Raw genomic sequence first — 18833 nt, 5'->3', positions numbered from 1 at the left:
TGGGCCTGTGTTGTAGGTAATGGTGCCTGCGTCAAGAGGGAAGAATGTTCAGCCGTGCTTCGCCGGACCGTGGGCACGGACGCAGGAGATGACCCCACTGATGGCCAGAACGATGGCGCAGGCCTCCAGAGGCCGGGGAAAACGCTGCTCCCAGAGGAAGCCGTAGAACAGGGAGAAGAGCGTCTCGAACAGGATCATCTGCCCGACCATCGTCAGGGGCAGCAGGCGTGTCATGCTGTTCCAGAACGCATTGGCCACGACCGAGGCCAGCAGGCCCATCCCGCAGGCAACCATGAGGAAATGCGCCCAGCCCGTGGCGGGCAGATGCTGCGGCAGCAGGAAGGCCAGAGGCAGCATGAGCAGGGCGAGAGCCCCGGTGACGAGGCCTGTCAGCAGGTTCCAGTCATTGTGGGTGATGTGGTCAAGCCGCCGTAGCCAGTTGGCGTTCTTGACGACAAAGCCTGTCCAGCTGAGCAGGGCACAGGCCGCCATGAGCAGCCCGGCCAGCTGGACCCAGAGGCCGCCCTGATGCTGGGGAGAGGCATTGTGAAAATTCTGCCAGGCGATGCAGACAATGCCGCCTGCACTGAGCAGCATGGAAGGGACAAGCTGGCGGACATGCAGGGTGGAATCATGCCGCAGTGCTCCCACGAGGGTCACCGTGACAGGGATGAAACCGACGATCAGCGAGGGCATGGCTACGCCACAGAGCTGCACGGCCGTGCTGAGCAGGCTGTAATAGATGATGTTGCCCATCAGGCTGAGCCCCAGCAGGCCCCACCATTCGGCAGTACCCAGATGGGGAAGGAGTGTCTTCAGCTTCGGGGCGAGCAGCAGCAGGGCGATGACCCCATAGGTGACGAACCGGACAGACGCGAGCTGCAATGGTGCGAAGGGGCCGATCAGCTCCGGAGCGAGGAGGGACAGTCCCCACAATGCTCCTGCTGCGGCGCCGCAGGCAATGCCGGTGAAGGTGGAACGTGTCATGAAAAGGCCCGCTCTCTGCTCTGGAATGGAGGGTGTGACCTGTCGTGTGTTGAAGTTTGGGGTTCTTTCGTCAAGGGGGAATCGGGAGCATCTTCCTTTTTGGGGGGGAGAGTGTCACAGTGTGTGCATGGCCATAGACACTGCGTTTCTTGATGAACTGCGCCAGCGGACATCCCTTACATCCCTGTTCGGCCGGCGGAACAAGCTGGTCCGGTCCGGCCGGAACTGGAAGGTCTGCTGCCCCTTTCATGGGGAAAAGACGCCTTCGCTTTACATCTATGATGATCACTATCACTGCTTTGGCTGTGGCGCACATGGTGATGCGATCAGCTACATCATGCAGAGTGAGGGGGCCGGGTTCCGTGAGGCTGTCGAGCGGTTGGCGTCGGAAGCCGGGATGGAGGTTCCGGCTGATGACCCGCGGCAGGTCGAGAAGGCCCGTGTCCGGCAGACCCTGCATGATGTCATGGATGAGGTCCAGGCCATCTATCGCAGCAGGCTCTACCAGCCGGAAGGTCGTGCCGGGCTGGATTACCTGCAGAAGCGTGGCCTGAGTGAAGAGACGCTGGAGCGTTTCGGGCTCGGCTGGTCTGGTGACGGGCGCTCCCTGCTGAAGGCGCTGGAAGGGAAAAACATTACAGCGGCGACGCTGGTTCAGGTCGGGCTGATGCGGACCGATGAAAATGGGCACGCCAAGGGCGAGCTGTTCTTCAACCGGGTCATGTTTCCGATCCGGGACAGGAAGGGGCGGATCATCTCTTTCGGCGGGCGTGTTCTGGGGGATGGCCAGCCCAAATATCTGAATGGGCCAGAGACAGAAATCTTTTCCAAAAGACGGACACTCTTCAATATCGATCTGGCACGGCAGGCCATCCACAAGGGCGCAAAGGCCGTGGTGGTGGAAGGGTACATGGATGTCATTGCCATGGCTCAGGCAGGTTTTGCCGGGGCTGTGGCGCCATTGGGTACGGCTCTGGGCGATGAGCAGCTGGAACTGCTCTGGCGGATGACGGACACGCCCATCATCTGTTTTGATGGTGATGGCGCCGGGCAGCGTGCGGCCCTGCGGTCCTGTGAGGTTGCCCTGCCATTGCTGAAGGTCGGGCGCAGCCTGCGGTTCTGTCGTCTGGATGGTGGAGATGACCCTGATTCCCTTCTCCGGCGGGAGGGCGTACAGGGCATGGAGCGCCGTCTTGCGGCTGCCCGCCCGATGGAAGAAGAGCTGTTCGGCCTGCTGACAGCGCAGGAGCGTGACCCGACGCCCGAGCGGCGGGCGGCCTTGCGGGAGAAACTCAATGCCCTGGCCCGGATGATTCCGGACAAGGTGCTGGCTGGTGAATATCGCAGCACGTTGAACGATATGTTCTTCGCCCGCTATCGCCGTCAGAAGCCGGGATGGGGGAGGCGTGGGCAGCAGGACAGCATGACCGCCTCTGTCATTCCGGTCTCAGCGGAGCGCACCGTAGAGGAGGGCAGTGGTGAACGGCTGAACATTCTCACGGCCATCCTGCTCCAGCATCCGGACATATTGCCGGGTATTGACCGGGAGTATAATGCGCTGGCCCTGTCGGGTTCTCTCGCCGATATCCGTACGGCCCTGTTGAGCTGGGCTGATGAATGTACCGGTGCCCTGACGGCGGAAAGCTGCCGGGAGTGGATGGCCGGGCAGGGGCTGGCAGATGCGGTGGCAGCACTGTGCAGCAGTTCCATGCCCCGGCAGGTGCGGGTGGAGGATGATGAGGACCGCATGCAGGCGGTCATGAAGCTCTGGTGGCATTTCTATGCGCTGGAAAATCTCAGGACACTTCAGGAAACAGTGGAAGAAGAGGTGCGCCGGACAGTGGAGCAGCTTCTGAATTCTTCCTCCGAATCGGATGAGGCAACGAAGCGGACATTACTGGCGGCGATGCAGGCCAAGCAGAACGTGCTGTTTGCCCTACGCCGTGGAGAAAACCCGCAGCTGGAGCCGGAAGACGGCTGAAGTGGCGGATGGACGTTGAGCCCGATGCCCGGGATAAAGCACGCAATCGCAACTTTCTGGTGCCCCGGTCCTTGACTTGGAGGGCTGGATTAACCAATTCCAAGCTGCCCCATTACTGGCTTTCGAGTAAAGTTGACGGAGAGACGCATGGCCACAAAATCAGCCTCTGGATCAGACAGGAATGCACCAGAGCAGGACAGTTCTCCGCTTGATGTGCAGTCCTCGGCCGTCAAGAAGCTGATTGCCAAGGGGCGGTCTGCCGGTCACATCACGTTTGATGAACTGAATGCCATCCTCCCGCAGGACAAGATGTCTTCCGAGCAGATCGAGGACGTCATGGCTGCCCTCTCCGAAATGGGGATACAGGTGGTCGAAAGCGTGGACAAGGAGGAAGAAGAGGGCAGTAGCGAAGACCGTTCTGGCAATGACGACGCCTCGGATGACGAGGCGAATGGTGGTAATGTCGATGCTGTTGCGGCCAGCCGGACGGATGACCCTGTCCGCATGTATCTCCGTGAGATGGGAGCGGTGGAGCTCCTTTCCCGTGAGGGTGAGATTGCCATTGCCAAGCGTATTGAGGCCGGGCGTGGAGAGATGATCGGAGGGCTGTGCCGCAGCCCGCTGACCTTCCAGTCCATCCTGGGCTGGTATGAGCAGCTCAAGAACGAGACGCTGCTCCTGCGTGAGGTGATCGATCTTGAGGCCAGCCAGAGCGACCCTGAATCGCCAGAGGATATGGAAGACCTGACATCCGAGGAAGAGAACGAACCGGATGACGAGTCTGAGGACAGTGATGGAGATGGCAGTGGCAGCGAGGGGAGTGGCCTGTCACTCTCTGCGCTGGAGGAAAAACTCCGCCCGGACATCATGCTGCTGTTTGAAGCCTTCGAGCCACTTTATCAGAAGCTGATAAAGATGCAGAGCCAGCGTCTCAAGGTCCTGCTGGAAGGGCGGTCCCCGTCCGATACGGATGAGAAGAAATATAACAAGCTGCGGACGGAGCTTGTCGCTCTTGTGGAGCGGATGCGCCTGCACAACAATCGTATTGAGGAGCTGGTCCAGTCCCTGAAGGCTCATGTGCAGAAGCTGAATGCCGTTGAGGGGCGGATGCTGCGTCTGGCAGAAACATGCAAGATTCCCCGTGAAGATTTCATGGACCGGTATCGTCATCAGGAGCTGGCGCCGGACTGGATCGAAGGCATCTGCCAGCTTCCCGGCAAAGGCTGGAAGACCCTGACAAGCAAGCACCTCCCCGCCCTTGAGAAAATGCGGGACGAAGTGGCTGCCCTGGCCAAGGAAACTGGCCTGCCGGTGGATGAGTTCCGTCTGGTCTATCAGACCATTTCCCGTGGGGAACGTGATTCCACCCGGGCAAAGAAGGAGATGATTGAGGCCAATCTGCGGCTGGTGATCTCCATTGCCAAGAAATACACCAATCGTGGCCTTCAGTTCCTTGACCTGATCCAGGAAGGGAACATCGGCCTGATGAAGGCGGTAGACAAGTTTGAATATCGCCGTGGCTACAAGTTCTCCACCTATGCGACATGGTGGATCCGTCAGGCGATTACCCGCTCCATTGCCGATCAGGCCAAGACAATCCGTATCCCCGTGCACATGATCGAGACGATCAACAAGCTGGTGCGGACATCCCGGCAGATGCTGCATGAAATTGGCCGTGAGCCCGCCCCGGAAGAACTTGCTGAAAAGCTGGGGATGCCGCTGGAGAAAGTCCGCAAGGTCCTCAAGATCGCCAAGGAGCCGATCTCCCTCGAGACACCGATCGGTGATGAGGAAGACAGCCACCTTGGTGACTTCATTGAGGACAAGACCGCCGTCATTCCGCTGGATGCCGCCATCCAGACGAACCTGCGTGAGGCAACGACCCGTGTTCTGGCCTCTCTGACGCCTCGTGAGGAGCGTGTGCTGCGCATGCGCTTTGGTATCGGCATGAACACCGATCACACGCTGGAGGAAGTGGGCCAGCAGTTCAATGTGACTCGTGAGCGTATCCGCCAGATTGAGGCCAAGGCGCTCCGCAAGCTCAAGCATCCGAGCCGCAGCCGCAAGCTGCGCTCCTTCCTTGATGATTGATCCGCTTTGCCGGTAAGGGCCTCGGGCCCTGCCGGTTCCCCTTGCCTTTGGGCCGTTTTCGTGCTTAAAGGCCGCTTTCCCTGCCGTGCGCTATGGCGGCGCAACGGCTATACCCGGCACTCCTTCGTTGGGGGGAGTGCGGTCAGGCCAGCACTGGGCTGGTCCGGGTTGACCTTATCCGAAGGGAGTTTTCATGCCACTTTATGAGACCGTGCTGATTGCACGTAACGATGTCTCTCAGGCTCAGGTTGAAACCCTGGTCGAGAACATCTCCGGTATTCTTGGCGAGCACGGCGGGACCATCCGCAAGCGTGAGTTCTGGGGTCTGCGTACCCTTGCTTACCGCATCAAGAAGAACCGCAAGGGCCATTATGTCCTGCTGGGGATTGAAGCTCCGGTCGAGGCCATGAACGAGATGAGCCGTCAGATGGGCCTGCATGACGATGTCCTGCGTCTGCTGACACTCCGTGTTGATGAGATCGATGAGACACCGTCCCCGATCCTGTCCCGCAAGGATGATCGTGGTGACCGTGGGTCCCGTGGTGGGGCTCGCAGCGGTGGGCGTTATGAGAGCGGTCGTGGCGGCCGTCGTCATAACGATTCCTCAGAGACGCGCGATCACAACGCGGCTGCAGCGGAGTAAGAAACCATGTCAGACACAAACACGACACCGGCAGTCAACCCTGCCTCCCGCCGTCTGGCTGTTGGGGCACGTCGTCCCTTCTACCGCCGTCGGAAATCCTGCCCGTTCTCCGGTGCGAACGCTCCGAAGATCGACTACAAGGACGTGCGTCTTCTGAGCCGTTTCCTGTCCGAGCGTGGCAAGATCGTTCCCAGCCGCATCACGGCAGTGTCGGCCAAAAAGCAGCGTGAACTGGCGCAGGCGATCAAGCGCGCCCGCTTCCTCGCCCTGCTCCCTTACGTTGTAAACTGAGGAGCACGACATGTCCCAGACATCACTGATTCTGCTTCAGCGTGTGGAAAATCTCGGCCAGATGGGCGACGTCGTCCGTGTGAAGCCGGGTTATGCCCGCAACTTCCTCCTGCCCAAGGGCAAGGCCCTGCGTGCCACGGCTGCAAACCGTGCCCGTTTTGATAACGAGCGCGCCCAGCTGGAAGCCCAGAACATCCGCAAGCGTGAAGAGGCTGAGCGTCTTTCCGAGCGTATGCATGGCCTGAGCGTGACGCTGATCCGTCAGGCTGGTGACAGCGGCAGCCTCTATGGCTCCGTGACACCGCGTGACATCGCTGCTGCCGCTACGGCTGCTGGCCTGACAGTGGCCCGCCAGCAGGTTGTGCTGGATGAGCCGATCAAGGTTCTTGGCCTTGTGGAAGCCCGCATCATCCTGCACCCGGAAGTCTCCATCCAGATCACGGTCAATGTGGCCCGTTCTGAGGAAGAGGCCGAGCGTCAGGCCCGTGGTGAGGCCGTTGGTCATGAAGAGGAAGAGGACAACATCCTCGGTGAGCTTCATGCCGAGCAGGCTGCTGAAGAGGCTGCGGCTGAGTCCGCTGCTCTGGCAGCTGAAGGCGAAGTTGCTGAAGGCGCTGGTCACGAGGGCTGATCTTCGATCATTCCTTTCGGACATCGTCCAGAAGAACCCGGCAGGCAAGGCGCCTGCCGGGTTTTTTCTTTTTGGGGGCGGGAAGAAAGTGACGCCTTTCAGCTGATGACGTTTTTCCAGTATGCTGGGGGGCTTGCCATATTGCTGGACTATGCCAAAGTCTGAAAAAGCAGTTGAAGCAGGGGGTTGGTAGCAACAGACCTGTTTCGTTCCGAATCAGGATGGAATAACGCATGAAATCGGTTCTTGATGCTCTGCTGAAGCGCTTCATTTATTTTGGTAGCCTGTCCGTGACCTATAGCGACGGCACGGTGCGACAGTATCAGGGAGAAAGGCCGGGGCGCAGGGCTGCTGTCCGGATCCTTACAGCCGCAGCGGAGAGGGCACTGGCTCTCAAACCGGCGCTTGCCTTTGGTGAAGAATATATGAACGGCACGGTCGTGCCTGATGGCTGTTCGCTGGAGGACGTCCTGTGGGTCATCATACCCAATGTGGAGCGTGGAGGGCTGTTGAGTGAGGATATCAGCGGCAGGCTGCGTTATGTCAGCCGTGTGCTGCGCCCTCTGAACTCGCTCAAGCGTTCCCGCAGCAATGTCGCTCATCATTATGACCTCAATGGCAGCCTGTATGAGCTGTTTCTCGATAAGGACAGACAGTATTCCTGCGCCTATTTCGAGCATGATGGCATGTCGCTTGATGATGCTCAGCGTGCCAAGAAGCGGCACATTGCTGCCAAGCTGAACCTGAATCAGCCGGGGCTGGAGGTTCTGGATATTGGCTGTGGCTGGGGTGGCATGGCCCTGACGCTTGCCCGGGATTACGGTGCAAAGGTGACGGGTATTACCCTGTCCGTTGAACAGCTTCAGGTGGCCCGTAAGAGGGCACAGGATGAGAAGCTGGATCATCTTGTGTCATTTGAGCTGCTGGATTACCGGACGCTGAAAAAGCAGTTCGACCGTATCGTGTCTGTCGGCATGTTCGAGCATGTCGGGGTGCGGCAGTATGAGACCTTCTTCAACCACATCAAGCGGCTTCTGAAACCGGATGGCGTGGCGGTCATTCATTCCATCGGGCGGATGGATGGGCCGGGCATGACCAATCCGTGGATTTCGAAATATATTTTCCCCGGCGGTTATTCTCCGGCCCTGAGCGAGACACTGGCTGCACTGGAACAGATAGGTCTGTGGTTGACGGATTGCGAGGTCTGGCGCCTGCATTACGCCAAGACACTGGCACACTGGCGGAAGCGTTTTGATGGGAACAGGGAAAAGATACGGGCCCTGTATGATGACCGTTTCGTGCGGATGTTCGAGCTTTATCTGCTGGCCAGTGAGCTGGCCTTCCGTATTCAGGGGCATATGAACTTCCAGCTTCAGATCACCCGGGGCATTGAAGCAGTACCGTTGACTCGTGATTACATGTTTGAGGCTGAAAATGCCCAGCGGGAAAAAGCCAGAGCGAAGACGGGAGGTTGAGCCTGTCCATAGGTCCGTGAAGAAGAAAGCCCCCCAGATAAATGATGGGGGGCTTTCTGTTTATGTATCGTTCTGCTTTTGCTGGAGATGACAGCGGGCGAGGCTGTCAAATTCGGCAATGGAGAGCGTCTCTGCCCGTCTGGTCGGGTCGATGCCGGTTTCTTCCAGCAGTATGGCCCCCTTGATGGGTTTTAGCGCAGCCCGCAGCATCTTGCGGCGCTGCCCGAAGGCGGCTGCCGTGACCTGTTCCATGGCCTTGAACAAGGCCGGAGAAGGCTGCTCAGCATGAGGGATGATGAGCGCCACAGCTGAGTGGACCTTGGGTGGTGGTGAGAAGGCCCCCGGTGGCAGGGTCAAGGCGATGGAGCAGTCAGCGCACCATTGTGAAAGAACGGCCAGTCGCCCGTAAGCGGAGGTGCCGGGGGCGGCGCAGACCCGTTCAGCCACCTCTTTCTGGAACATCAGAGCCATGCGGGACCATTGGTCGGCCTGTCGTAGCCAGCCTACAAGAAGAGGGGTGGCGACATTATAGGGCAGATTGGCGATGATCTGTCGGGGGGCGGGGGCGAGCTGGGCCGCATCCAGCTTCAGCGCATCCTGGCGGACGATGTGCAGCTGGTCTGGATAATGGGTCTGAAGCTCTTCAAGGAGAGGCCAGGCCCGTCGGTCAATTTCAACAGCATGAACGCTTCTGGCATTGGATTGCAGCAGGGCCCGGGTCAGCCCCCCCGGCCCGGGACCGATCTCCACGACGTGACTGTCGGTCAGATTGCCGCCCAGAGCGGCAATGCGCATGCAGAGCGTGGGGTCCAGCAGGAAGTGCTGGCCGAGTGTCTTGAGGGCGTCCAGCCCATGCGCCCGGATGCTCTCCCGCAGGGAAGGAAGGGGGGGCAGGGCAGTCTCGGGTGTCATCCGTGGGACAATACGGTTTTGGCGGCCGGACGGAGCTTGATGATGGCGTGGCGGCGCAGGGAACGCTGGAGCTGCTGGGAGGCCTGCTCAACACGTTCATTCATCAGCTGGTCGGCAATCTGGCCGGGTGTCTGCTGTGCCAGATTGCGTTCTTCGCGGGAGCAGACCATGATGAGCGCAATGCCATCCGGTGCCACAAGCGGGCGGGAGACATGCCCCGTGGGGATTTTCTCCACGACCTGCCGCATCTGCGGCGCAAGACGCTCCATGACCTGAAGGCCAGGATTGCTGGGGCGGGTATTGCCCAGGGAGGTGTTCAGGCTCTCCATCTCATTGCAGCTTTTGATGGTCTGGGACGCATGAAGAGCTTTCTGGAGGGAGAGCTTCTGCTGGTCTGTCGGTTCAGCTGGATTCAGGGCAGAGCTGAAGGGGAAGAAAGCCTGTCTCATGCTGAGGAGTGTCCCCATCTGCTTGCCGATGGTCCGGCGGGCATGGACAGTGACAATGGCATAACCGCCGGGAACCTTGATGGGGTTGGAGATGGCATTTTCCGGCATTTTTCTGATGACGGAAAGCACTTCCGGCTCGATGTTGTCTTCCTGCATCCATCCGCGGGAGCCCCCCTGAAGGGCGGACTGGTCCTGTGAGAACTGGGCTGCCACGATGGGAAAGGGAGCTCCGTTGCGCAGCTGTGTGATGATGGTCTTCACAAAGGAGAGTTCCGTCTCATCATGACGGGGATCAATGACAGGGATGAAGATTTCACTGATGAAATATTGCGGGCGGCCTGCTTCATTCTGAAGGGCCTGCTCACGCTGGGTGATCTGGAGGGGGGTCACACGGCTGCGAACGCCGAGGTCTTCCCGGAGAACCTGCATCCAGCCGATCTGGACACGCAGCTGGTCGATCAGGGTCGTCAGGGAGATGCCATCCGCTTTCAGGCGGTTCCGCAAGGCATTTTCCGGCATGCCATTGCGGGCCTCAATGGTGTGGATGGCCTCGGCAATCTGCTCAGGCTCGACATTGATGTGCCGGCCAAGGATTTCCTGCATTTTCAGCCGTTCATCAATCAGCTGGTTGATGAGCTGGCTGCGCATCCGTGCCATGATTTCGGGGGTGAGGGGCAGCCCGGTGGAAACGGCAAACAGCCGGGCCCGGTCTTCCACATCACGCTGTGTGAGGATCTGCCCGTTCACGATCGCAATGATCTGGTCTTCTGTCAGGGCAGAGGGAGAACCTGCCTGGTCTGATGGGGTCGCAGCTGCCTGCTTCTGGGCTGGGGCCTGCCCATGGCGGGCGGCCACGGCGCCACCGCCGACCATCAGGGCGGCGCAGGCTGTCAGGGGCAGAAGGGTGGAGCGGGAGAGACGGGAGCAGAAGGACGTGGTCAAGATCATTTTCCGAACGTACCGAGAGATCTGAGTGAAATGCTGAAGCCGACAGACAGTCTGGGGCGCCGTCCCCCAATGCGGGTGTTCTGACGGGAGACATAGAAATTTGTTGTGAGACAGTCGTTAGAGTAGCCGATTACCCCACCATTCGCCACAAATTCCTTACGGGAAATACTGCGCCGTGTGTAGTAGGCGAAATGGACATGTTTCCACCGGCCCGTGACGCCCCCGCTGATCTCGCTTGTCTTGCTGAGATAGGGATTGTTCAGGATTGTGGGGTCCAGATGTCTGAAATGCGGGGTGTAGTAATAGTAATATGATGTTATCGGCTCATAGACATACCCGGCCGACACACGCAGGAAAGGCAGCCCGGCAGAAACGAGGCCCTCCCCGTAATCGAAGCTCCGGCTGTAGGGATTGAAGCGCCCGCGGGCTGTCAGGTCGAAAAAGCGCGACGGTGTCATCTGGATCCGTCCGACAGGGTCGGAGAAGGTGTGCTGGACACCAGAATAGGCAAGATAGGCCGGACCACCACGGGTGGGGTGCTCGATGAAGCTCTCCCCGATCAGCATGTCGATGGAGCGGCCATTCCAGCTCCAGTTCTGATGCAGGCCAACATTGGCCCGCAGGCCACCATCAAGCCGGTCGGTGCCCATGTACCGGTTCAGCGCAAACAGCGTCGTATCGTTGAACTCGTAGGCGAAGCTGTCTTCATTGGGGAGCTGTCTGTGCAGGGCATTACCGGTATTGGGGGCGGCGATCAGCTGCACGATGGGCTCAAGAACCTGCGTGCCATGCCCTTTGGCAAAGGAGCGGAGAAAGGGCCAGCTGACCTTGACAGCCACCGTCGGCTGGGCCTGCCCCCGGACATGGGAGCCTGCATTTTCATAGAGCGGCTGCTCATGCATGCGGGTGGCGTGGTAGAGCATGGAGTCAACACGAGCGGTCAGCACCCATTGCTGTCCCCAACGGTTGGTCCATGGGCGGTCCCACTGGAGGGCAAGCTCGCCACGCTGGTCGTTGGCACCACGCTCGCGCAGGACCACGAAATCGGTCGTGTGGATGCTCAGCCGCCCGCCGAGCCGGTCCGGCTCTCCCTGGAACTCATAGGTGAAGCGGGGCAGGGAATAGGGCAGGTCCCTGTTGTTGATGAGCCCCTGGTTCAGCCCCTGATAGACCTGCGTATCCAGCCGGAGATAGGAGCCGACCCCGAAGCCTTCCAGATAGGCGTTGGAATTGAGCGTGTCGTTGCCATAGCCTGGCAGGCTGTAGTCGCGCATGTAGTTGGCTGAGGTGGCACGATTGGCATTGAAGCCAACCCGCCAGTGCGGAGAGAGATTGAACTCGCCACGGCTGGCGATATAGGCCTGTGCGCCGTGTTCTTTCCCGCCGTTGCTGAGCTCACCAAAGGCGTTGTAGAAGGGCCGTCCCCGCAGGGTGTCATCAGCCACCCCGCCCTCAAAACGGATATAACCGTTGTTCAGGCGGTTGCGGTAGATGGTGGAAAGCTGCGGGCCGGATTTGGTGGAGACCAGCGGTGTGAAGGTGGCGTCCTGATGTCCGTCAATGACCCAGTAATAGGGCAGGCTGAAGACCGTACCCAGATAATGGTCATGGGGTTTGACATTGAAATTCAGCAGGCCACTGTGGCGTTGTGAGCTGGGATCCGTGACAGGCAGATAAGGAAAATAGAAGACCGGCACACCAAGGACATGCAGCCAGGCCCGGTCGAACTCTATGTTCTGGTTGTCCTTGTCCTGCGTCATGCCATGGGCCTTGATGTCCCAGACGGGTGAGCGCTCGGGGTGAGCCGCACAGACGGGACAGGCCGTATAGACGGGGTTGGCGAAATCCGTCACGCGGCTGTTGCTCCGGCGCATGCCGCTGCTGGAGAGTTTGGCCTCATCTGGCATGCGGACATACATGGAGGAGCTGACAGCATCTTTCATGCCGTGGGCCAGCTCGACATGGTCAGCGTAGGCGATGGTCCCGTCAGGCTGTGTCAGGGCTACATGATGGATGGCCCTGATGATGCCTGCTGCCCGGTCGTAGGTGACCGTATCAGCCCGGAGGGTCTGCTCGCCCTGCCAGAGGCGGACATTCCCCTCCAGAATGAGCAGCCCGGTTTTATCGTAGCTTTCATGGTCGGCCAGATACGTCACCGGGTCTGAGCTGGAAACACGCCCATCTGCTGAACTGTCCGTCGTCGGGCTGGAGGGCAGAGTGCGGGCATTCTTCGGGGCTTTTGCCCGGGGAGCTGTGCCCGCCATGGCTGCCGTGCTGTCGGGAGTGGTCTGCGGAGCGGGCTGGGCAGAGGCAGGAATGACCTGAAGCAGGGCCCCCAGGGCTGTCCCTGCAAGGGCCTGGCTAAGCAGTGACCGGGGCTTTCCAGCGCGGAATGGAAAGTCATCAGACAGTGGCATCAGCCATCCTCCAAGTGCAGCAGCAGGGCTGCGGCAAGACACAAACCGGCACCCGCCGGACCCCATGCAGCAGGGAACGGGGGTAGAGCTCCAGACTTTCCCAGCTGCTCGGCTATTTTGGAGACAGCAAAAAGGGCAAAGCCAGCGGTGACACCAACGCCCAGCATGCGCATGATCCCGCCCCGCCCGGCTGGGCGCATGGAAAAACCGGCGGAAACAAGCGTCATGGTGACGGCCAGCATAGGAAGGGCCAGTAGCCCTTGAAAGTGGAGACGATAAGGTATCGTGGAAAAACCGGAATGACGCAACAGTTTAATCACCCCGGGCAATGCCCAGAGGGACAGGGCATCAGCCGGAAGGGTGCGCTGTTTTAAGGTTTCCGCAGTGATTCCGGAGGGGAACAGGCTGTCATTTTTCCATTGTGGGGGATGGCCATCCGAAAGGACAAGAACGCCATGGAGTCTCCACAAGCCATCCGCAAGCAGACCTTCGGAGACTTCCATCCGCTGCTGGAGTGTCATGTCATGACCCAGCCGGAAGATGGTGATGGCCTGCCCGCGCAGGGTCCGGCCCTGCTGCTGGAGTGTGCCGATATGAAAAATGACATCACCATGGGCAGCCGGATTGCCGGGGTCCCGTATCCATAGATCGGAAAAACGGGTTCCGTCATGGTCGTGCTGGCCCCGCAGCCATGTCTTGTCCAGCTGGGCCGCCAGCCCGTAGCTGAAGGAGGAAAGGGGCGACAGCCCGGCACTGACGGCAAGTCCCATCAGCGCGGCACAGAGCGCAGGGCTGGTGAGAACCTGCCAGGCGGATATTCCCGCCGCCCGGGTTACGACAAGTTCGGAAGACCGGGCCAGACGGGAGAAGCAGATCACACCCCCCAGCAATATGGCAAAGGGCAGGATATAGATCACATAATACGGCACATGCAGGGCGGTGATTTCCAGCACGCGCATGAGGCCAGCCTCTGGATGGGCGGCAGCCCGACGGAGGAGGTCGATGAAGTCAAACAGGGAGATCAGTCCGGTCAGGGCCAATAGGGTCAGGCACGTTGTCATGACGAACCGGCGGCCGACATAACGGGCAAGAGTGAAAGAGAAACCGGAATGGACCATGGGGGCGCAGCGCTCTCTGTCGTGTCGGGCTAGCGGGAGGCCGGGGAGGGAACAGGGGCGGCGGACAGCCTGTAACGGCGGGTGGCATCCCACAGCAGAAGCCCTCCCCCGAGGGTAATGGGCAGCAGAACCTCCGTCCATAGCAGGGGCACGAGTGATGGGTCTCTTTCCGCCAGATTCTTGAGCATCAGGGACAGGATCATCAGCCCCACGACGCTCAGGATGGCCACTGTTGGCCGGATGATGTTGCCATGGCGGCTGAAACGCCCCCGCAGCACGCAGAGCAGTCCGATCATGCCGTAGGACAGGCAGGCCAGCGGGCCGGTCAGGCGTGTCCAGCCTTCGATGAGCAGCTTGTTGCGTGCATGGGGGGACAGATCGCCCTGTGGGTGGAAAAGCTGGGACATGGTCAGTTCCGCCACGTCCGGGCTGAGGGCCTGGTCATGTGGGGAGCCGAAATCCAGAGTTTCAAGCTGGAAGAGCAGGGTACTCAGTTCCCCGGTTCGGCGGTTGAGTGTCTGGCGGGAGCCGTTATGCAGGATCAGGCGCAGCGTATTGCCGTGCGGCTCTGCCAGCCCATCCTCGGCAAGGATGGTCACGGGATTGGCCGGAACCCGGTTGTCCTCAATCATGATACCACCAAAACTGTCATCGCTGCGGCGTTCGCGGACATAAACGGTCATGGCTTTCGAGATGGGGGTGAAGACCCCTTCTTCCAGCAGGAAGGCGGCCGCCCGGTTGCGGATTTCCAGCTCATACCGGTGGAAGTGATGATAGGCGAGAGGTGCCCCCCACAGGCTCAATCCATAAGCTGTCAGAGTGGCAAAACCGGCGCAGAGCAGGCCGGGGCAGGCCAGTCGTAGAGGGGACAGACCGGTAGCCTGGAGGATGGTCAGTTCCCGGTCACTGTCCAGCCGCTGATAGACCCAGAGAATGACGAGGAAGCAGGTCACCGGCAGAATGACGGTGATGAAGGAGGGGAGCATCAGCAGGGTCAGATGCAGGAAGGCTGGCAGGGAGAGACCGTGCTGGACGATCATGCCGATGAAATGCAGCGACTGGGTCAGCCATATCAGGGCAGTGGCTCCGCCCGTCAGGGCGGCCAGTCCCAGAAGCAGGTGCTGGAGGATGTAACGTTCCCGCAGGGGGAGGAGCCTTTCGGGTTTTATGAGGCGCCCGCCCCTGCCTGCATGGAGCCGGGCCATGTCAGGTTGGGGGAGCGGCAGAATCCGTCGGGCGGGGAGCGGCCGCCCGTTTCAGCCTGTCTTTCAGGGCACGGCCCAGCCCGGCATCCGGCAGGGGAGCCACGGCTATGCCGGCCAGTCCCTGCCGGCTGGCAGACTGGTCCAGCTGGCGCAGGCTGGCAAACAGGCGGCGGGCAGCTTCTTCCACATTGCCATCGGGGCTGAGATTGAGGGTGAGGCTGGAGGAAACTGTCTCAGCCTGTGTGTCCCCAAAGGTCAGGAAGGCCTCATCGGGTTGGGCGTGGGTAGCATCCAGCCTGACAGGCAGGGACGGTGCATAATGGGATGACAGCTGCCCCGGGGCGTTGGGGTGGCTGGTGCCATCAGCTGCGCCAGCATGGTCGGCCACAATGATGGGACCGCAGATTTCCTGCAACTCTTCCAGCGTCACGCCTCCGGGGCGGCGGAGTATGGGGTGGGACCCGGAGAGGTCCAGCACGGTGCTTTCCAGCCCGACGGCACAGGGCCCCGTGTCCAGCACGGCATCAATCCGGCCTTCCAGCTCGTCCAGAACGTGACGTGCGGTGGAAGGGCTGACCCTGCCGGAACGATTGGCGGAAGGAGCCGCAATGGGAGCCCCGGCCAGGCGGAGCAGGTCTTCCACCGCACGGCCTTTGGGAACACGGACCGCCAGCGTTTCCAACCCTGCGGTGACCGCCTGTGCAATACGGCTCTTCGCATGGCGGGGCAGGATGAGTGTCAGCGGCCCGGGCCAGAAACGCTGGGCCAGACGTCGGGCCATGTCATGCAGGGGAATGGCCATGTCGGCCTCGGCAAAGGCGGCATCAGCTGAAGCGAAATGACTGATGAGGGGATTGAAGGATGGGCGTCCTTTTGCCTTGAAGATACGCTCCACTGTCCGCTGTGAGGTGGCCAGCCCTCCCAGCCCGTAGACCGTTTCCGTCCCGAAGGCGACCAGAGCCCCCTGCCGGAGCAGCCGGGCTGCACGCCGGATACCATCATGGTCCTGGTCGAGCCGTTCTGTGCGGTGATGGGAGGAGGCAGTATGGGGCATGGTGATGATACCGGGTGATGAAGCGGGGAGGGGGAGAGAGTTGGGAGGGGGAAAGGTCAGTCCTGCGAATAGCCGGTGCAGAAGAAGGGGGAGTTGAGCCAGCCCTTTTTGCCGTAGCGCAGTGTCTGGCCTGCATCGTCCAGCAGGTGCCCGCCTGCGGCTTCCAGGATGGCCTGCGGGGCAGCGGTGTCCCATTCCATGGTCGGACCGAAGCGGGGGTAGAAATCAGCCTTGCCCTCGGCAATGAGGATGATCTTGGCGGCAGACCCCATGTGCGTGACGGATTGGACATGCCGCCCGGCCAGCCATTTTTTCAGCAGGGCCTCGGATGTGTGGTGAGATGATGTCAGAACCCGCAGCCCATCCGGTCCCGGCTCTGTCGTTCTGATGGGGTGGCGCTGCGTGCCGATCAGCTGGAAGGCTCCCTGCCCGATACCCCCGCCATACACGCCCTGTCTGGCGGGCAGGGCCACGGCACCCAGCACGGGCCTGTTGTTGCGGATCAGCCCGATATTGATGGTGAAATCTTCCCCTCCGGCGGCGAACCCCCATGTGCCATCAAGGGGATCAATCAGCCAGTAGCTGTTGCCCGCCGGGACATGGATGCCTGCGGCATGTTCCTCTTCCGCAATGGCGGGGATGGCCGGGCAGGCGTCCCGCAGGCGAGCGAGGATGTGGCGCTCCGATGCCTTGTCTGCTTCCGTGACAGGCGAGGAATCGGCCTTGATCTCGGTCTGGAACCCACGGTCACGGATCTCTCTTACGATCCCGGCGGCTTCGGTGGCAATTTCCAGAGCCAGCGTCAGCAGCTCATGGTCGTGTGGGAGGGTCTCGGGGGAAACAGTCATGGCAACAGGTTACCGTATTATGGATCATTCGTCACTTCTCCTCTTCTCTGCTATGATGGGCGGACTGAAAAGAGGAAGTCCCATCCCGTCACGCTCATGTGAGGCTGGTCCGCCAGTCTTGGCCGGGGCTGTGGCTTTCTTTGCAGATGAGGGCAGGGTCCATGCTGTTCCTGCAGAAGGTGGGGCCTGCCAGAAGAATGAAACAGGATGATCATGATCGATATTTCTTTTACAGCAGCAGCCCGCCCGGAAGATGGTAATGGCCTTTCCGCTGTTCTGCTCTGTCATGGAGCGGAGTTTGCACAGGGTGCCGTGTTCCGCCAGCATGATGAGGCCCTGGGCGGTGCCCTGTCCCGTGCTGTTTCCTTGCGGGACTTCTCTGGCAAGGCCGGACAGACTCTCAGCCTGACAGCTCCATCAGCGGCTGTGGCGCAGTTCCACCTTCTGGGCTGCGCCCCGGCGGATGATGAGCCGCAGAGTGCTGGGACGGCGGCCCGGAGTGCCGGGGGTGAGGCTGTGAAACTGCTGAAGGCCAGCGGTGTCGAGGCGCAGGACGCTGCCTTGCTGCTGGAAGCCGGGCAGGCGCCGCTGGCGGCGGAAATCGCCCTGGGTGCCCAGCTGGGCAGCTATCGGTTTGACCGCTACAGAACGGTAAGCAGCAGGACACCGGCCCTTCAGGCACTGCATGTGGTCCTGCCTGATGCTGGACAGCTGGCAGAGGCCCGGGCAGGCTGGAAGGAGCTGGAAGGGCTTGGCAGAAGTGTTTTCCTGACGCGGGACCTCGTCAACGAGCCCGCCAATGTCCTTTTCCCGGAGGAATTTGCACAGCGCATCAAAGAGCTGGAATCTCTGGGGCTGGAGGTCGAGGTGCTGGACCGTGCCCGGATGGAAGAGCTTGGCTTTGGGGCCCTGCTGGGCGTGGCGCAGGGCAGCGAGAAGCCGCCTTTCACCGTCATCATGCGGCATAGGGGGGCTGCCGGGACTGACAGTGCGCCGCTGGCCTTCATCGGCAAGGGTGTGACCTTTGATTCCGGTGGCATTTCCATCAAGCCCGCTGCTGGCATGGATGAAATGAAGATGGACATGGGCGGTGCTGCCGCTGTTGTGGGCGTGATGAGCGCTCTGGCCCGCCGGAAGGCACCGGTCAATGCCGTGGGGGTTGTCGGCCTTGTGGAAAACATGGTTTCCGGGGCGGCCCAACGTCCGGGTGACATCGTGAAAAGCCATAGCGGGCAGACCATCGAGGTGCTGAATACTGATGCGGAAGGGCGTCTCGTTCTGGCGGATCTCCTGTCCTACACACGGCAGACTTTTGAACCGGCCCTGATGGTCAATCTGGCCACGCTGACAGGGGCCATTGTCGTGGCTTTGGGCAGCGATCATGCTGGGCTGTTCAGCAATGATGACCAGCTTGCCAGTGCGTTGGCCCAGGCTGGTGAGGAAAGCGGTGAGACCCTGTGGCGCATGCCGATGGGGGCCTCTTACAATCGCCGGATTGATTCCGACATTGCCGACATGAAGAACATCGGGGGACGGCCGGGCAGTTCCATTCTGGCAGCCGAATTCCTGAAGCGTTTTGTCGGGGATACACCCTGGGCTCATCTGGATATCGCCGGCACAGCGTGGGCAGAGCAGGCTTCTGCCATTACCCCTAAAGGTGCCAGTGGGTTTGGTGTACGGCTGCTGGACCGGTTTGTCCGGTTGCATCAGGAGAGAACGTCCCGGTACTGAGGGATGGAGAGACGGGCAGTCCCCGCAAGGGGGCATGTCCGGGCTGGCCCTT

15 protein-coding genes are annotated in these 18833 nt (G+C 60.6%); 7 read left to right on the top strand and 8 right to left on the bottom strand.

Going from position 1 to position 18833, the window contains the following annotated elements:
• Positions 1-48: 48 nt before the first annotated feature.
• On the bottom strand, positions 49-987 hold the full coding sequence (locus tag DTQ13_RS01765; protein ID WP_248460963.1) for a DMT family transporter: 939 nt from the start codon (positions 985-987) through the stop codon (positions 49-51).
• Positions 988-1114: 127 nt separating this feature from the next.
• Here DTQ13_RS01765 and dnaG point away from each other — a divergent pair, with 127 nt between their 5' ends.
• The 6 genes from dnaG (at position 1115) to DTQ13_RS01735 (ending at position 8099) form a co-directional block, all read left to right on the top strand.
• Positions 1115-2968 (top strand): DNA primase, encoded by a 1854-nt coding sequence (gene dnaG, locus DTQ13_RS01760; RefSeq protein ID WP_248460961.1) that lies wholly within the window; start codon positions 1115-1117, stop codon positions 2966-2968.
• A gap of 147 nt (positions 2969-3115) precedes the next feature.
• A complete protein-coding gene (rpoD, locus tag DTQ13_RS01755; RefSeq protein WP_043557893.1) occupies positions 3116-5059 on the top strand; it encodes an RNA polymerase sigma factor RpoD in 1944 nt (647 codons plus the stop codon).
• A gap of 193 nt (positions 5060-5252) precedes the next feature.
• Complete coding sequence (rpsF, locus tag DTQ13_RS01750; RefSeq protein ID WP_043557894.1) at positions 5253-5702, top strand: 30S ribosomal protein S6; 450 nt, start codon at positions 5253-5255, stop codon at positions 5700-5702.
• 6 nt (positions 5703-5708) lie between these two features.
• Entirely contained in the window at positions 5709-5993 is a 285-nt protein-coding gene (gene rpsR, locus DTQ13_RS01745) for a 30S ribosomal protein S18 (protein ID WP_043557896.1), read from the top strand.
• Between the two features lie 10 nt (positions 5994-6003).
• The gene (gene rplI / locus DTQ13_RS01740) at positions 6004-6624 is read left to right on the top strand and encodes a 50S ribosomal protein L9 (protein ID WP_043557897.1); all 621 of its coding nucleotides are present in this window, start codon (positions 6004-6006) and stop codon (positions 6622-6624) included.
• Positions 6625-6857: 233 nt separating this feature from the next.
• Positions 6858-8099: a cyclopropane-fatty-acyl-phospholipid synthase family protein gene (locus tag DTQ13_RS01735; protein WP_248460959.1), complete on the top strand. Its 1242-nt coding sequence runs from the start codon at positions 6858-6860 to the stop codon at positions 8097-8099.
• Between the two features lie 60 nt (positions 8100-8159).
• On the opposite strand, the gene rsmA is transcribed toward DTQ13_RS01735, so the two are convergent.
• Genes rsmA through DTQ13_RS01700 form a run of 7 tightly spaced genes read right to left on the bottom strand, consistent with a single transcriptional unit; the run spans position 8160 to position 17050 of the window.
• Positions 8160-9011 carry a 16S rRNA (adenine(1518)-N(6)/adenine(1519)-N(6))-dimethyltransferase RsmA gene (rsmA, locus tag DTQ13_RS01730; RefSeq protein WP_103765208.1) on the bottom strand — a complete coding sequence of 284 codons (852 nt, stop codon included), beginning with the start codon at positions 9009-9011 and terminating at the stop codon, positions 8160-8162.
• Positions 9008-10408 carry a peptidylprolyl isomerase gene (locus DTQ13_RS01725; RefSeq protein WP_408610220.1) on the bottom strand — a complete coding sequence of 467 codons (1401 nt, stop codon included), beginning with the start codon at positions 10406-10408 and terminating at the stop codon, positions 9008-9010. Before DTQ13_RS01725 ends, rsmA begins: the two co-directional genes overlap by 4 nt.
• Positions 10405-12825 (bottom strand): LPS-assembly protein LptD, encoded by a 2421-nt coding sequence (locus tag DTQ13_RS01720; protein WP_052348871.1) that lies wholly within the window; start codon positions 12823-12825, stop codon positions 10405-10407. The genes DTQ13_RS01725 and DTQ13_RS01720 overlap by 4 nt, the downstream gene beginning before the upstream one ends.
• Positions 12825-13943, bottom strand: coding sequence for an LPS export ABC transporter permease LptG (gene lptG, locus DTQ13_RS01715; RefSeq protein WP_081562877.1), 1119 nt, complete (start codon positions 13941-13943; stop codon positions 12825-12827). Before lptG ends, DTQ13_RS01720 begins: the two co-directional genes overlap by 1 nt.
• A gap of 29 nt (positions 13944-13972) precedes the next feature.
• A complete protein-coding gene (locus DTQ13_RS01710; RefSeq protein WP_081562878.1) occupies positions 13973-15148 on the bottom strand; it encodes an LptF/LptG family permease in 1176 nt (391 codons plus the stop codon).
• Between the two features lies 1 nt (position 15149).
• Positions 15150-16202, bottom strand: coding sequence for an L-threonylcarbamoyladenylate synthase (locus DTQ13_RS01705; protein WP_043557902.1), 1053 nt, complete (start codon positions 16200-16202; stop codon positions 15150-15152).
• A gap of 56 nt (positions 16203-16258) precedes the next feature.
• A complete protein-coding gene (locus DTQ13_RS01700; RefSeq protein ID WP_248460958.1) occupies positions 16259-17050 on the bottom strand; it encodes a 3'(2'),5'-bisphosphate nucleotidase CysQ in 792 nt (263 codons plus the stop codon).
• 213 nt (positions 17051-17263) lie between these two features.
• On the opposite strand from DTQ13_RS01700, the gene DTQ13_RS01695 reads away from it, so the two are divergent.
• The gene (locus DTQ13_RS01695) at positions 17264-18781 is read left to right on the top strand and encodes a leucyl aminopeptidase (RefSeq protein ID WP_081563424.1); all 1518 of its coding nucleotides are present in this window, start codon (positions 17264-17266) and stop codon (positions 18779-18781) included.
• Positions 18782-18833: the final 52 nt, after the last annotated feature.

This window comes from Parasaccharibacter sp. TMW 2.1888, assembly GCF_023167265.1.
In the GTDB taxonomy this organism is placed as follows: Bacteria; Pseudomonadota; Alphaproteobacteria; order Acetobacterales; family Acetobacteraceae; genus Bombella; species Bombella apis.
The sequence above is the reverse complement of the archived record's forward strand: the minus strand, read 5'-3'. Positions and strand labels throughout refer to the sequence as shown.